Source organism: Olivibacter ginsenosidimutans, from assembly GCF_039542865.1.
GTDB lineage: Bacteria > Bacteroidota > Bacteroidia > Sphingobacteriales > Sphingobacteriaceae > Olivibacter > Olivibacter ginsenosidimutans.
Genome location: NZ_BAABIQ010000043.1, coordinates 477,806 through 492,819, shown reverse-complemented (window position 1 = coordinate 492,819; position 15,014 = coordinate 477,806). Strand labels below are relative to the sequence as shown.

General features: G+C 38.9%; 12 protein-coding genes and 3 pseudogenes. 4 read left to right on the top strand and 11 right to left on the bottom strand.

The window, feature by feature from the left end; translation table 11 throughout:
- Window positions 1–116 precede the first annotated feature (116 nt).
- Window positions 117–599: pseudogene (locus ABD930_RS19580) on the top strand (alpha/beta hydrolase); the annotation flags it as partial.
- Window positions 600–675: 76 nt separating this feature from the next.
- Here the strand turns inward: ABD930_RS19580 and ABD930_RS19575 are convergent.
- The 6 genes and pseudogenes from ABD930_RS19575 to ABD930_RS19550 all read right to left on the bottom strand — a co-directional run bounded on the left by ABD930_RS19575 (window position 676) and on the right by ABD930_RS19550 (window position 6,758).
- A complete protein-coding gene (locus ABD930_RS19575; protein WP_345234486.1) occupies window positions 676–1,476 on the bottom strand; it encodes a helix-turn-helix domain-containing protein in 801 nt (266 codons plus the stop codon).
- Window positions 1,477–1,538: 62 nt separating this feature from the next.
- Window positions 1,539–2,954 carry an aldehyde dehydrogenase family protein gene (locus ABD930_RS19570; RefSeq protein ID WP_345234484.1) on the bottom strand — a complete coding sequence of 472 codons (1,416 nt, stop codon included), beginning with the start codon at window positions 2,952–2,954 and terminating at the stop codon, window positions 1,539–1,541.
- A 155-nt stretch (window positions 2,955–3,109) separates the two neighbouring features.
- A pseudogene (locus ABD930_RS19565) lies at window positions 3,110–3,237 on the bottom strand (beta-ketoacyl synthase N-terminal-like domain-containing protein); the annotation flags it as partial.
- Window positions 3,234–4,658, bottom strand: coding sequence for an MFS transporter (locus tag ABD930_RS19560; RefSeq protein WP_345234501.1), 1,425 nt, complete (start codon window positions 4,656–4,658; stop codon window positions 3,234–3,236). The gene ABD930_RS19560 and the pseudogene ABD930_RS19565, both read right to left, overlap by 4 nt.
- Window positions 4,651–5,831: pseudogene (locus ABD930_RS19555) on the bottom strand (site-specific integrase). The gene ABD930_RS19560 and the pseudogene ABD930_RS19555 overlap by 8 nt, the downstream one beginning before the upstream one ends.
- A 366-nt stretch (window positions 5,832–6,197) precedes the next feature.
- The gene (locus tag ABD930_RS19550; protein WP_345234482.1) at window positions 6,198–6,758 is read right to left on the bottom strand and encodes an RNA polymerase sigma-70 factor; all 561 of its coding nucleotides are present in this window, start codon (window positions 6,756–6,758) and stop codon (window positions 6,198–6,200) included.
- Window positions 6,759–7,052: 294 nt separating this feature from the next.
- Here ABD930_RS19550 and ABD930_RS19545 point away from each other — a divergent pair, with 294 nt between their 5' ends.
- The 3 genes from ABD930_RS19545 to pncA all read left to right on the top strand — a co-directional run bounded on the left by ABD930_RS19545 (window position 7,053) and on the right by pncA (window position 8,604).
- Window positions 7,053–7,523, top strand: a complete 471-nt coding sequence (locus ABD930_RS19545) for a cupin domain-containing protein (protein WP_345234480.1) — start codon at window positions 7,053–7,055, stop codon at window positions 7,521–7,523.
- 145 nt (window positions 7,524–7,668) lie between these two features.
- Window positions 7,669–7,992: a hypothetical protein gene (locus ABD930_RS19540; protein ID WP_345234478.1), complete on the top strand. Its 324-nt coding sequence runs from the start codon at window positions 7,669–7,671 to the stop codon at window positions 7,990–7,992.
- A gap of 9 nt (window positions 7,993–8,001) precedes the next feature.
- Complete coding sequence (pncA, locus tag ABD930_RS19535; RefSeq protein ID WP_345234475.1) at window positions 8,002–8,604, top strand: bifunctional nicotinamidase/pyrazinamidase; 603 nt, start codon at window positions 8,002–8,004, stop codon at window positions 8,602–8,604.
- Window positions 8,605–8,637: 33 nt separating this feature from the next.
- Here pncA and ABD930_RS19530 read toward each other — a convergent pair whose 3' ends face one another.
- The 5 genes from ABD930_RS19530 to ABD930_RS19510 all read right to left on the bottom strand — a co-directional run bounded on the left by ABD930_RS19530 (window position 8,638) and on the right by ABD930_RS19510 (window position 15,009).
- Complete coding sequence (locus ABD930_RS19530; protein WP_345234473.1) at window positions 8,638–9,702, bottom strand: glutaminyl-peptide cyclotransferase; 1,065 nt, start codon at window positions 9,700–9,702, stop codon at window positions 8,638–8,640.
- Window positions 9,703–9,898: 196 nt separating this feature from the next.
- A complete protein-coding gene (locus tag ABD930_RS19525; protein WP_345234471.1) occupies window positions 9,899–10,267 on the bottom strand; it encodes a YraN family protein in 369 nt (122 codons plus the stop codon).
- A 4-nt stretch (window positions 10,268–10,271) separates the two neighbouring features.
- On the bottom strand, window positions 10,272–12,242 hold the full coding sequence (dnaG, locus tag ABD930_RS19520; protein WP_345234469.1) for a DNA primase: 1,971 nt from the start codon (window positions 12,240–12,242) through the stop codon (window positions 10,272–10,274).
- Window positions 12,243–12,383: 141 nt separating this feature from the next.
- A complete protein-coding gene (locus ABD930_RS19515) occupies window positions 12,384–13,703 on the bottom strand; it encodes a mechanosensitive ion channel family protein (protein WP_345234467.1) in 1,320 nt (439 codons plus the stop codon).
- Between the two features lie 121 nt (window positions 13,704–13,824).
- Window positions 13,825–15,009: a M20 metallopeptidase family protein gene (locus ABD930_RS19510; protein WP_345234463.1), complete on the bottom strand. Its 1,185-nt coding sequence runs from the start codon at window positions 15,007–15,009 to the stop codon at window positions 13,825–13,827.
- Window positions 15,010–15,014: the final 5 nt, after the last annotated feature.

The following is a 15,014-nucleotide window of genomic DNA, read 5'->3' as shown; positions in this document are numbered from 1 at the left end:
GCTCAACATATCCTCTATAAACCACAAGAATCTAAAAAATCTTTATCCGCAGAACTATAAACAAATTATTGACAAATCAAATATGTAGTTCATAGAGCGGATACGTTACAGGAAACAGTGTAGGCGGAAATATGGCAGCTGTTGTGGCACTGATGGCAAAAGATAAGAATGGTCCCAATCTAAAACAACAAGTGCTTCTTTGGCCAGTTACAGACTCAGATTTCAGCAGGGCTTCTTACGCAAACTATGCTCAGGAAAGATTCTTAACAACCCCATTGATGAAATGGATGTGGGATAATTATCTACCTGATTTAAAAGAACGTAATAACAAATATGCTTCTCCATTAAAAGCTTCTTTGGAAGAATTAAAAGGTTTACCACCAGCATTGGTTCAGGTTGCCGAGAATGATATTTTGCACGACGAAGGTGTGGCGTACGGAAGAAAACTGGATGATGCAGGCGTTCCAACAACAATTACAGAATACAAAGGTTTCATCCACGATTATGGAATGCTGAATCCGTTGGCCCATATCCCGGCAGTCCAAAAATCAGTTTTAGATGCCGCAATAGCTTTGAAAGTGGCATTATTTTCAAAATAATGCCAAAAATATTAAAGAAAATCCTGCCTGGTATTTATAGGCAGGATTTATTTTTTTGTGAATTTCTAAATGGTGACTATCTATTGCTTAAAGTAATATTATTTGGACTGTATCCAAAATGCTTTTTAAAGGCATAAGAAAAATGAGATAAATCCTCAAAACCCAAATCAACATAAATTTCTGAAGGCGATTTTTTTTGTTCGTTGATCAGATAATGAGCTTCATCTAAACGTTTCTGTAAAATCCATTTGTGAGGCGATGTGTGAAAGACCTTCTCAAAATCACGCTTGAAAGTCGCTAAACTTCTTCCTGTGAGGTAAGCAAAACGGTCCAAATTGACATTGTACATATAATTTTTAATCATAAACGATTCCAAATCAATTTTAAAAGGCTCTGAAAAATCGAAAAAAATATTTTTGAGTTCAGGCTGCGCTTCTATTAAAATAAATAAGAGTTCCTTTATTTTGAGGTCGATAAAATCTTTGGTAAGCAGTTTCGGATTTTCAAGAATGGTTTTTAATGATGTGATATAATTTTGAAGTACATCGTTCACTTCAATGGCGATCATTGGTAAAGAGACTTCGGATTGAACGGATACTAAATGATAATCCTTCGCCATCGTTCTCAAAATTTCGTCACTCAGAAAAATATTGAGACTTTCAAAAGTCTTGTTTGTAGCAGGTCGTTTGGTAAATTTTACCAACTGATTTTTTCGCAGTAAATAAAAATCGCCCTCATTAGCAACGTATTTCTTCTGCCCGTAAGACAGGTCAAAACTTCCTGAAATCTGCAAAGTCAAGACGTGTTGCGGTACGAAATTTTCGCCGTTCCTGCTCGTCTCGTGATAGCACGAATAGACAATGTCTGATTTTTCCATTTCAATTTAATGCTAAAAGATAAAGCGTCATTATCAAATAACGCTTTATCAAAAATACAAAATTATTGTAGAACAGCTTTCGGTTCCAAATAAGCCTCCAAACCATACACGCCATATTCACGCCCAATGCCAGACTGTTTAAATCCTCCAAACGGAACCATCGGGTCGTGGCTGAAGCCGTTGATACAAACCCTTCCGGCATCGATCTGTGAAGCCATCTTTTGTGCTCTTTCGATATTAGATGAACTGATATAAGCCGCTAATCCATAAGGTGTATCGTTAGCAATTGAGATTGCTTCCTCATCGGTTTTGTAAGGAATAATGGATAAAACCGGACCAAAAATTTCTTCCTGCGCAATCGTCATATCATTTTTTACATTGGTAAATATAGTAGCTTTTACAAAGTTTCCATCTTCCAATCCATCAGGTTTTCCTATTCCACCCACCAATAAAGAAGCGCCTTCTTCCAATCCAATTTTGATATAGTTTTGAACCCTTTCAAATTGTTTTACACTTACCATTGGGCCAACATTAGTATTTTCGTTTTGAGGCAATCCAACTACGACCTGTTCTGCCGTTACTCTGGCAATTTCATTTACCTTTTCCAATTGACTTTCAGGAACCAAAAGTCTTGTTGGCGCAATACAGGCCTGTCCGCTATTCATATAGGCGCCGAACACCGCTGTCGGAATAGCTTGTTCTAGATTCGCATCGTCTAAAATGATGTTTGGAGATTTTCCGCCGAGTTCAAGGGTTACACGTTTCATCGTATCCACCGCTGCTTTAGCAATTAGTTTTCCCACAACTGTGGAGCCTGTGAAGGAAATTTTGGCTACATCAGGATTAACTGTTAATTCGGTTCCGACCACGCTTCCCAAACCGGTTACAAAATTAATGACTCCTTTCGGTAACCCAGCTTCGTGAAAAGCTTCCATTAATACCTGGGTCTGAAGTGCGCTCATTTCGCTTGGTTTGATGACCACGGTACAACCCGCTGAAATTGCTGTAGCAACCTTACTGCAAATAGATCCATTGCTAGCGTTCCAAGGAGTTATGATTCCCACTACACCAACGGGTTGTAAAAAAACTTTTGATGAATTAATGGTTTGTTCAAATTCAAAACCTTTAACGGACTCAATCATCGAATCAAACCATTGACCTGTAAATTCGTTACTCATCGAAGAGAACTGGAAAGTACCGCCATATTCTTCCACCATCACATCTGTAAACTCTTTCTTTCTTTTTTCGACTGCCGATTTTAGTTTTTCCAAGTAGGAAATTCGTTCCTCAACCGTAGCTTTTGAAAATGTTTTAAAAGCTTCTTTTGCTGATGCGATGGCGTTTTGGGTGTCAACTTCATCAGCAAGTGTGACCTCACCAATTTTTTGGTTATTTGACGGATTTATGATGTCTAAAACTTCTCTGCCGTGGGGTTTTAAAAATTCTCCATTGATGTAAATTTTGTCTACTATTTTCATTTCTAAAATTTTATATGACAAAGTTAGAACAGAAATTAATAGTGAACTTTGTAAAAAAGCTCATTTTTACTTTGTAAAAAAGTCCATCTCAATAACAGTGGATTTTTATTTTAGTCCTATGCTTAAACAACAAAATGAAACTAGGAGATAACTAATTTGGCAGTATCAAATTTAGTAATGGGTGCAGCACCGCTAACACCATTTACTAATGATTGCCAAAAATCGTTTACATTGTTTCCGATGATTTTATAGCTCCAAGTCCTGTAATGACAACTCTTTTCATATTTTCTTTTTTAAATCTTCAATAACTATCAACAATACAAATGAAATTAACAGACAGCCAATTCCTGCGTATAAACTGTAATGAAAGGCTGTAACAAAATCGTTCTTTGCTTTGGCAATCGTAAAAAATAAACCGCCTATGAAACACACCCCCATTGAAGAAGCTGTTTGCTGAATAGTATTATACATACCCGAAGCAATGCCTACAAAATGATGCGGTATGTTTTTTAGGGTAAGATTGATTAAAGATGGTAGTACTAAACCACCACAAAAGCCCTGAAAAGATAGCAAAAACAAAAAAGTGATTTCATTTGTTTGGTTATTAAGGAAAATTATTTGCAAAATGTAAACGATTATCATTAGTGCAACACCTATCTGAACAGGCTTTTTACCAAACTTATTTACTAAACGAACCGATAGAAAAGACGATAACATAAACAATACACCGTTTACGACAAAGTACATTCCTGCCTGCATTGATGTAAGGTTTAAGCCGCTTTGTAAATAGAATGTAGACACCAACAAATAGGAAGTGTGCATAGCAAAATAAAAAGCAACTAATATCAATCCTATATTATAATCTCTGATTTTGAACAGGCGTATGTCCATTAAAGGTTTTTGTTGTTTCTTTAATTTGTTTTTTTGATTGACAATGAAAACATAAAACAATATCAGCGATGCCAACAGCATTGCAAAACTCCATAAGGGATAATCTTGTTCCCTTCCTTCCGTAAGTGGATAAATAAAAAATCCTAGCGCCAATGTGAACAGCGTTACGCCAGAATAATCAAATCTTTCTTGGAAATTGAGTTTGGTGTTTTCAAGATGTTTTTTTGCCAACAAAAAAGCAACAATGCCAATGGGTAAATTCACTAAAAAAATAAAACGCCAACCGTCAATAAAAGTATGTAAGCCTGAAAATAAACCGCCTAAAAATTGTCCCATTACAGAAGCAATACCCAATGTGATACCGATATAGCCGATTGCTTTTGTACGTTCTTTACGTTCGGGAAATAAAACTTGCACATACGCTAATGCTTGTGATTGCATAAATGCACCGCTTACACCTTGAAAAAAACGTGCTGCAATCAGTACGATTACATTTGGTGCTAAACCGCAAATACAAGATGTGAGTACAAAGAAAAACATTCCCCATAAAAAAATTTTTTTCCTGCCGAAAATATCGCCTGCCCTACTACCTGTAACCTGAAAAGAAGCAAATCCTAACAAATAAGCCGCAACTACCAATTCTATTGCTCCATCTGACGCATTGAAACTTTGCTTTATGGACGGCATTGCTATATTTACTATAAAAATATCTATTACTGTTAGTAACGGTGCGGTAAGCAATATGAAATGTTGTAACCACTTGTTAGGACTTAATCCTGCTTCGATTTGTAAGTAAATAATAATTTTAAACAAGAACCTCTTCTTCCATTTCAATAAATGCAGCTTCCATTCTGGCGAATTTATGTGACACTAAATCCACGTCCTTACTGATTTTCTGACTTGTGATCTTGGCATAAATCTGTGTGGTGGAAATATTTTTATGCCCCATCATTTTGCTAAGGCTTTCAAGTGGCACACCTTCGGTCAGGAACATGGTAGCAATGTGTGACGTGCAGTATGGAAGGTTACTTTCTGTTCTGTAATAATTTCCGCTTCCTCTATCAATTTCTTTACATGACTATTGCAGGTTGCATTGGAAGGAACCGGAAAAACATACTCATTGCGTGTAACGCCCCTGTATTTCTCGATAATACGCTTCGGAATTTCCAATAGGCGGACGTTTGAAGCAACGTCTGATTTTTTCCTTCTGCTAATGATCCATTGGTGGCCATCAAAGAAAGACTGTATATTGCTCCATTTCAGCTTTTGAATATCAATATAGGAAAGCCCTGTAAAGCAACTGAAAATAAAGAGGTCTTTTACGAGTTCGTATTTGGGCTTGGACGGCTTTAGAAGCATTAACTTTTCTACATCCTCTTTTAAAAGATAGCTGCGATCAGTTTCCTCCATGCTGATTTCATAATCTTCAAAAGGGTTTTGTCGAATCAAGCCTTTTTTAATCGCCAGTTCCGCCAAAGCAATAACCGGCATCGTATAAACCCAAACCGTGTTATGTGTACATTCCTTATCTATGCGCAGAAAGAAATCGAACTCCCGGATAAAGTCTGAGGTAAGTTCCCGAAACGCCATATCCTCCCTGTGATAGCGTTCCCTGATAAATTCGGACAGATGATTGTAAACGGTCTTGTATTTATTGTAGGTGTTTTGAGAACGTTTGCCCTTGCTGACCATTCTTTCAAAATCCTCATTCTGGTCTTTAAACACTTTAAGGATAGCATCATCCATTACACCAACTCCCAAAAATGATAGCTTTACTTTTTGTGCAGTTGCAAAGCCTTCATCTTTGAGCATATCATCGTAAATCTTATTGATACGCACCCGTATATTGTCCAATTTAAGATTGGTACTCAGCGCCTGGGCACTTTTGCCCAAAACCCTTCCGTGTTTCAAATCCCAATTATTGGGGTTGATGTCCAGTTTGGTACTAAAGGATTTTGGTGTTCCGTCAATAGTGATACGCCCCATAACAGGGACGTTCCCGTTCTTCCTAGGTTCATTCTTTTTCAGGTAGAAAAGCAGCTTGAACGTGGATCTTTTCTCTTGTTCCATAACTCAATTGTTTAACGTTTAAAATTAACTTTCATTGAGTTACAAGGCAATATGAAAAACAGTGCAAATGACTGAAATATAGATTATTATATCGTTATTCGGTTGGTTGTAATCAGTAACGATTTAGTAACCTAACCTTGTCATTTTAAGCCCAAAACTTGTCGGACACCTACTTCCAAATTTTGCCTCACGTTTTATAAACCACTGTATATGAACGGTCTTAACCGTTTTGCTTATTTTTGCTTTCTTCTAATATTTTTTTCTAAAAAAAATAAAAAAGCATTATTTTAGTAGGAGAAGCATAAAAACGGAAAGGACTTCGGGCCTTAAATGCTTTTTCAAGAGGTTTAATGCGCGTTGTTTCTGGCTTTTAACGGTATGTACGCTTATTCCCAATAAATCAGCTATCTGGCTATTTTTCAAACCTTCGAAATAACGCATCTTACAAATCGTTGCACAACCTTCCGGTAATTTTTCCAAGGCTTCGAGTAATTCACCAATAACTTCGGCATGTATTAAATGATCCAGTACATGCATTTCATCCATTTCGGGTTGCTGGCTTTTTTCGGTAAAATTGGCTATTACTTTTTTGTGACGCAATCGATTTAATGCATCATGTTTAATTGTGGTATACAGATAAGACTTGATGGCCTGATCACTTACTCCTATAGTAGACTGCTGCTCACAGACGATCAAAAATGCATCTTGAACAATATCTTCAGCCTCTTCCTCGTTTTCCAATAAATGAAACGCAAACGTAAATAAACGAGGATAATATCGTTTAAACAACCCCTCAATGGTAAAAATATCAGGATTTTTCTTCCGTAGACGCCATGTTATCATATAACAATCCCATTAAACAATATGAAATGATTGGTCCCTCGATTATTATTGGTTAAATTGAATTAGCACTTATGCTGTTTACCTAAACGTGGTAACATGATTCAATGCTAGTATTTTTTCTAAACAAATACAAACAAAAATAAAACGCAACCGATTGCGTGAAAAAAACAAAAAGGCAGTCTGATACTCCATTGGACGATAATGTTGTATATTTTGGGTAATATAAAAAGTCATTCGCCGTCTCTTTTTGCTACTGCAGGTATGGGTTCGCAGTATTGCATTAAAATTTATATCATGGAACAAATACAGACACTTGACACTTTCCGCCAATACCATGGCGGCTATTTTAAAACGTTATTATCGCCTTTTCAAACGGGTGGAACAATGGCAATAATGGATATGACGCTGCCTCAAGGGGCCGAGCCGCCATTGCATCTTCATACCTTAGAAGATGAAACTTTTTATCTTTTGGAGGGACGCATTCTTTTTCGGGTGGGCGATGAAAACATCCTTGCGAAGGAAGGTGATACCGTATTTGCTATCCGAAATATTCCACACGACTTTAAAATCATAAGCGAATATGCCCGATTTATTACCATCATCAGTCCGGGAGATTTTTGGCATTATTTTATGGAATTCAGTAATTCTTGTAAAGGAGAACCCAGCATCATACCACCACAAGGGCCTCCATCTTCGGGCGAATTAGCCAAACTGATTAGCCGCTTAGCTGATCGTTACGGTTTGCGATTTGTCCGTGAAGTATAAACTAGGTACTATACGCAATCTATGCATGCTTATATAAACAGGATCGCTATATAAACAAGATCGCGCAATACCTGGAATGATTTGTTGTAGCGAAAGCAATGATAGTACCGTTATCATAGTAATACGAATAAATTATTAGAAACCTATGTTACGAAACACATCATTATCTCTGCTTTTACTTTTCGCCTTAGCGTGTTCAAAAGATAAAAATCTTTCTGAAAATCTACCAGCCCCAGTCAAACAGGTCATCGAAGAATCGAATTGTGTCTGTGACCCCTATATCGACTTGTACAAATGGCGAGGACAACAACTATACTTTTTCGGTTATAAAGGACCTGCTTGCAACTGGGCTCCCCGCTTTGTCGACGGCGAAGGAAAGGACATTACACTAAGCCAAGAAGAGATTCAGCAATTCCACAACGAAGCAACAAAAATTAAGAATATCTGGACATGTGCAGAAAATCCGTAACTTTAAGTTATGAAAGCACTCATCATCGTCGACATCCAAAATGATTTTTTGCCGGGCGGTGCCCTGCCTGTTTCTAACGGCGATGAGATTATTGCAACCATTAACCAACTGCAACAACGCTATCCCTTGGTTGTCGCTACGCAGGACTGGCATCCTGCAAATCATCAAAGCTTTGCCTCACAGCATCCTGGAAGAAATCCATTTGAAAAAACAACCTTAAATGGTTTGCAGCAGGTATTGTGGCCGGATCACTGTATACAGGGTTCTCTCGGAGCTGCGTTTGCTCCCGCTCTTGATGAGACAAAAATCGAAGCTATTTTCCGAAAAGGTATGGATCCACAACTTGATAGTTATAGCGGTTTTTTTGACAATGACAAAAAGAAAGCCACGGGCATGGCTGCTTATTTAAAGGGCAGGGGTGTTAGTACTGTGGATGTGTGCGGTTTGGCAGCTGACTATTGTGTCTATTACACCGCCAACGATGCATTAAATCTGGGACTCCAATCTACTATTCTAGATTATGCAACAAGAGCAATCGACACGGAGCGGTATGAGCAGATTAAACAGGAATTTATCCAAGCAGGAGGTCATATTGAGGCCTTTTCCCTGTAAAGTTAGCGTGAAAATGTTCTACCCTGAGTTCGATCATTCTTTCAATAACTTTAATTCAAACAATTTATCCCAATTTTTTCCAGTTACATAAAGGTGTTTTCCTTGACGGTCATAGGCAATCCCATTCAACACATTGGTTTCTTCATTAACATCTTTCTGCGGGAGTAATCCAATGAGATTAATTTCAGCCTCAACTTGCCCGGAGCTAGGGTCGATTAGCACGATCACATCCGAATAATAGATATTCGCGTAAATTTTACCATCAATATATTCCAATTCATTCAAATTGTCTACCGGTCCCTTTGTATTGTAAACTTCTATATAACCTTCTTCCTGGTACGTATCTTTATTTAAAAAATAGAGTCGGTTCGAGCCATCAGACTTAATCAAGCGTTTGCCGTCATAACATAGTCCCCACCCCTCTTTACTCATTTGGTAGGGAAACTCCCCTTCCTTTTCGAAAGTGTTTTTGTTGTACACGAACCCAACGCCTTCTTGCCAAGTAAGCTGGATAATCCTATTATCAACAAAGGTCATTCCTTCTCCGAAATATTTGGCAGGCAAATCGATTTTCTTAACAACCTTTCCTGTTTTTAACTCAACTTTCCGAAGTGTAGATTGTCCGCGCTGTCCTGTACTTTCGTAGAGAAAACCTTCATGAAATTCTAGCCCTTGCGTATAAGCGTGTGAATCATGGGGATAGGTATGCACAACACTAAAGCCATATTGTTTGGGTATCTCCGCCGCAATGACAACAATATTAGTGCTGGCGCTTAATTCTGCTCCATCTTTGTATACATTGGCTGTTATGCCTTTACTTCCCATGGTCATTTCATTGGTCTTCAACCATAATTCCGTCGTGTCTCGCAGTGTTTGATAAGGGTTATTGTCTACTAAATAGATGATAGAATCCACAGATGCATTTGCTGGTAGATGAAGCGCTAAAGAAACGCTGTCGCCTTTGTTCACTAAAGTGCCTGGCTCTATCGTTTGAAAACGTAATGATTGACTGGAAGAATTTCCCGTTGAATGCTCTCCACGATTACACGCAGCAACGCTACCCAACGCCGCAACAATTAACAGCAAAAACTTGTTCATACACAAAGATAAAAGTTGTAATGCATAGGTCATAGTTCTGGGTGGTTGGTTATTAGTTATTTGTAGCTCGTTGTTCGCTATTAGTTGTTAGTGATCGGAATCAATTGTATGTTCTCGTACCAAGTACCACATTTTCCAAAGCTGTCCGTTATGAGTGATGTGTATTACTTAAATGCATCACTTTTATAATTTCAAATCAAGAATACCTCGGCCAGAAAGCGTCTTGAATATGTCTAACATTAAACTGTCCTTGTTGATCTGCTAAAATGGAAACAATATCAAACCTTATTTCCCCTTCGTATCGGTGTTGCCGAATAAAAATTGTTGCCGCCTGGGAAAGTTTATGTTGCTTTTGCCAAGTTACTGCTTCATAGGGCATACCAAACGCAGTATCCGATCGCGTTTTTACTTCCACAAATACCAGCACTTGCCCATCAAGCATAATTAAATCTATCTCTAAGTGTTTATATCGCCAGTTTTTATGTTTTAATGTATACCCTTGCCGCAGCAAATAGGTTAATGCTGCTTGTTCGCCATTCGTGCCAATTACATGATGCGTGGCCATACACTTACTTCACAATGACTGTACCTAAATAACCGGTGAGTTCTCTTTCCATCACTTTCAGCTTCTGATATTTATTCATTAGGATTTCTATATTTCCTGAATCTGTCTCGACTTTAAGTTCTTCCCTCACTTGTTGCATATGCTCTTCTACCTTACGTCTCTTTATTCTATAAAGTGCTCCTAAAACCGCATTTTTTAATTTCTCGGTTTCTAAAGGCACATAGATTTTTCGTTTTTCATCGTTCCAATTTGGACTTAGGTGATAAGGAGAAGCTAATAAAGAAATCGCTAAATCGGCAACTGCTCGGTCGGGATGGGCAATAAAATAACGAACATCCGGAAGTTCATCATTAGCCATAAATTCCAGGTATGCTTCGACAATTTTCTGGCTCACAGGATCAGTAAAACTTATATCTTGCAGGCCAGCCAATAACACAAAGGCAATGGGATAATCTTGCTCCCACTTCGCCGGAACTTCTCCATAATTCAGCAGTAGACGAATAATTTCCCGTTCCTGAAGTATAGCAGCGGAAGGTATAGCCGAACTGTCTTCGGTTGCTGCCTCTGTGGATGCTGGATCTTCGGTGGGATCTCTAAATAGATCGGCAGGAGGTTCATTTCCATCAAATGCGCTAGACGATTGCTCAGTCGATTTTTGCTGCTTACGCGCCGCACGCATCTTCAACTTATTGAGCTCAGCTAATAGTAATCGCTCTTCAATATCTAATAAACGACTACATTCCCGGATAAATACAGATGCCTTGATATCATCGGGAATTAAGGAAATGCTCTCCACAACATCATGTATAACCGCTGCACGTTTTACGGGATCTTGGCCTGCATCGCTTAAAAGAATATCCGTTTTGTAGAAAATAAAATCCTTGCTGTTTTCAGCGATATACTGCTTAAAATAGGAAGCCCCATGCTTCATCGCAAAAGAATCCGGATCATCACCATCTGGAAATAGCAGAACTTTTACGTTCAACCCTTCTTCCAGCAACATATCCATACCTCGTAGAGATGCTTTTATACCTGCCGCATCTCCATCATAAAGTATAGTCACATTTTTGGTATATCTGGAAATTAACCGAATTTGGCCAGAGGTTAACGAGGTACCTGAGGAGGCCACGACATTTTCGACACCCACCTGATGCATCGACAGTACATCCGCATAGCCTTCCACCAAAAAGCAGTTATCTTGTTCCGTAATAGCTTTTTTTGCAAAAAATAAGCCATATAGCACATCGGATTTGTGGTAAATCAGGCTCTCTGGCGAATTGACATATTTGGGTACTTTCTTATCTGTTTTTAGGGTACGGCCGCCAAATCCCAACACACGGCCCGTTAAATTATGTATGGGAAATAGAACACGGCCCCGAAAGCGATCATAGCGTTTCCCATCCTCTCGACTAACAATAAGACCAGTCTCTTCCAAAAATGCTTCACTGAAGCCCTCTTTTACAGCCGCTCCATATAATGCTTCCCATGCTTCTGGAGAATAGCCGAGTTCAAATTTTCTTAAGATATCATCTCGGTAGCCCCGCTCGCGGAAATAGCTTAAGCCAATAGCTTTTCCATCCTCAGTATTCCATAGGTGATCTCTGAAAAACTTAGCTGCCCAGTTAGTTACGATAAGTAGGCTTTCCCGATGATCACTCGCCGCTACCTGTTCCGGTGATTGCTCTTCTTCCTCCACCTCGATATTATACTTCTGTGCTAGATACCGTAAAGCTTCCGGATAGGAGTATTTTTCCAGATCCATCACAAACCTAACCGCATCTCCACCGGCACCGCAACCAAAACACTTATAAATTCCTTTACTTACGGAAACGTGGAAAGAAGGTGTTTTTTCATTGTGGAAAGGGCATAAGCCAATCATACTAGTCCCTCTTTTTTTAAGGTCCACAAAATCGCCAACCACCTCCTCTATACGTGCAGCATCTAATATCTTACCAACGGTTTCTTGTTTAATCATTAAGGTAAAGATAGTAATTTTAGTTGCGAGTTACGCGTTGTAAGTTGGGAGATTTGATTAAAGTAGCGGTAGCAGTGGCAGTCATAAACCACGAATAACCGTGCTAAGCCAGTGTCACTGCTATTTTATGTTAAGGTTTAGCTAAAGCTTCTCCTTCTTAATATCCAGCTCATTGGTAAATTCAATTCCGCAGACATCCGAACCGGTTTCCAGTTCAAAAATGTTCAGATCAAAATAAGGAATCGCAGCAATCAAGTGATCAAAAATGTCGGCCATGATGTATTCATATTCCGCCCATTTTGTCGTTGCGGTAAAAGCATATAACTCCAGCGGCAGACCATTTTCGGAAGGTGCCAATTGTCGGACCATCAAGGTCATATTTTTGTGAAGAGCAGGATGATTATTCAGATACCAATCAATATATTTTCGATAAAGCCCAAAATTTGTAAAATTGCGCCCATTTAATATCACACTTCTATCGGCACCTATTTTTTCGTTATGTTTTCTGATCTCTTCAGACCGATGTTGGATATAACTTTGTATACCTTGAATCTTTTGGTATTTCGGTAATTCTTCATCCGTTACGAAGCGGATACTCGATTGTTTAATAATAATAGCCCTTTTTATTCGGCGTCCACCCGATTCTTGCATACCTCGCCAATTCTGAAAGGAATCAGATATCAGCGTATAGGTCGGGATAGTCGTAATGGTTTTATCAAAATTGCGTACTTTAACCGTTGTCAGATTAATTTCCTCCACATCACCATCCGCACCATATTTAGGCATGGTTATCCAGTCGCCAATACGCACCATATCGTTCGTGGTTACCTGAATACTGGCTACAAAACCCATAATCGTATCTTTAAACATTAATAAGAGGATGGCTGACGCAGCTCCCATAGCAGCAAAAAAAGCGCCTACTGGTTGACCGGTAATTGTAGAGAATATCGATACGGCACCAAATAAAAAAAACACCATACGAATCACCTGCAGATAACTTTCCACTGGTTTGGCATGAAACTCCGGTTTTTCACGCAATAAATCAGCTCCCGATCGGATAATAGACATGACAATGGAAATAATCATAAACACCATGTAGATGTCCATCAATGTTTCGAAAGGACTGATGAGTTTTGGAAAATCATCAAAAACGACGGGAATAGCATTTTTTATGAGACTAAATGGAGCAATCATCGCCAAAAAATGAGGAAAACGATTTTTCAGCAAATAATTAAAAAAACGTAATCGAGTGCTAGAAGCGAGTTTTGTAAAGAGTATTCTCAATACCTTCCTAACGAGATATTGTACGAAATAAACTAATATAACCAATATGGCTAACAATACAAACACGTTTACATAGGCAGCTACTGACTTATCTACACCCAATGCTATTAATTTATCATAACTAAAACGGCTAATAAAATTTGAGGATTTTTCAATACTTGTTTCCAGATTCTCCATAATCATCTTTTTCTACACCCAACGTGAATAAGGGATGTCTAACTAATAAATAAAAACTATTAAAATATAACAGAAAGCATACCAAGTATGCCGAATAGAAGTCAACAAAGGAAAAATTTAATTAATTTCCGAGACGCTTTAAAGCTATGTAAGCCATCAATCCTGTACTTAGGGCTAACGCTTTTTCATCGATATCAAAGCTAGGGGTGTGTACGGAAGCTGTAATTCCGCGTTCTTCATTACGGGTTCCCAAGCGATAAAAACAGGCGTCAATAGCTTGCGAATAAAAGGCAAAATCCTCCCCGGCCATCCAAAGATCTAAGTCAACCACATTTTCTTTCCCCAAATAATCCTCAGCATAAGCCCTTACTTCTTGTGTCAGGGTTTCATTATTTACCAAAAAAGGATAACCACGGCGCACTTCAAAATCGCAAGATCCCCCCATACTTTCGGCTATTCCCTCCGCCATCTTTTTCATTTTCTGATGGGCCTCTCCTCTCCAGGTTTCGTCAAACGTACGGAAAGTGCCTTCCAATCGTACCTCATCTGGAATGACGTTGGTAGCCCCTTCAGCGATTACCTTTCCAAAAGATAAAACGGTAGGCATTTTAGGATCCGATATGCGACTAACGATTTGCTGTAATGCAGTAATGATATGCGCTGTGATCACTACCGGATCAATATTTTGCTGGGGTTGAGCAGCATGTCCACCTTTTCCTTTCACGGTCACATAGAGCTCATCTGTAGATGCCATATACTTGCCTGAACGAAAGCCCACCTTCCCTGCTTCAATTAAAGGCATTACATGTTGCCCAATAATTGCTTCAGGTACCGGATTTTCCAATACTCCTTCTTTAATCAGTAAACTGGCACCACCTGGAAGCTTTTCTTCCCCTGGTTGGAAAATCAGTTTTACCGTACCAGCAAAATCACTTTTTAAAGCCACTAAAATCTGCGCTGTTCCAATCAAGGAAGACGTATGGACATCATGTCCACAAGCGTGCATGACTCCCTCATTGGTAGAGCCATATGCTCTGCCGGAAACCTCCTTTATCGGTAAGGCATCAATATCTGCCCTTAAGGCTAGCACTTGATCTCCGGGTTTGTCTCCTTTAATCAGTGCAACAACCCCCGTATTGGCCATTTCCTGCCATTTAATCCCGAGGGCATTTAATTTTTCTTTAATAAAAGCAGCGGTATTATATTCTTCGAAAGAAAGTTCAGGATGCGCATGAATATGCCGTCTGTTTGAAACAACTTCAGCAAAAATAGATTGAGCTAGTGTATAAACGGATTCTTTTAGCATGCCGA

Excerpts from the sequence above, each read along its gene's own strand:
- ABD930_RS19545 (WP_345234480.1), top strand. The coding sequence starts at position 7,053 with ATGGAACAAATACAGACACTTGACACTTTCCGCCAATACCATGGCGGC.
- ABD930_RS19570 (WP_345234484.1), bottom strand. The coding sequence starts at position 2,954 with ATGAAAATAGTAGACAAAATTTACATCAATGGAGAATTTTTAAAACCC.
- ABD930_RS19510 (WP_345234463.1), bottom strand. The coding sequence starts at position 15,009 with ATGCTAAAAGAATCCGTTTATACACTAGCTCAATCTATTTTTGCTGAA.
- ABD930_RS19525 (WP_345234471.1), bottom strand. The coding sequence starts at position 10,267 with ATGGCCACGCATCATGTAATTGGCACGAATGGCGAACAAGCAGCATTA.
- ABD930_RS19515 (WP_345234467.1), bottom strand. The coding sequence starts at position 13,703 with ATGGAGAATCTGGAAACAAGTATTGAAAAATCCTCAAATTTTATTAGC.
- ABD930_RS19530 (WP_345234473.1), bottom strand. The coding sequence starts at position 9,702 with ATGAACAAGTTTTTGCTGTTAATTGTTGCGGCGTTGGGTAGCGTTGCT.
- ABD930_RS19550 (WP_345234482.1), bottom strand. The coding sequence starts at position 6,758 with ATGATAACATGGCGTCTACGGAAGAAAAATCCTGATATTTTTACCATT.
- ABD930_RS19540 (WP_345234478.1), top strand. The coding sequence starts at position 7,669 with ATGTTACGAAACACATCATTATCTCTGCTTTTACTTTTCGCCTTAGCG.
- pncA (WP_345234475.1), top strand. The coding sequence starts at position 8,002 with ATGAAAGCACTCATCATCGTCGACATCCAAAATGATTTTTTGCCGGGC.
- ABD930_RS19575 (WP_345234486.1), bottom strand. The coding sequence starts at position 1,476 with ATGGAAAAATCAGACATTGTCTATTCGTGCTATCACGAGACGAGCAGG.
- dnaG (WP_345234469.1), bottom strand. The coding sequence starts at position 12,242 with ATGATTAAACAAGAAACCGTTGGTAAGATATTAGATGCTGCACGTATA.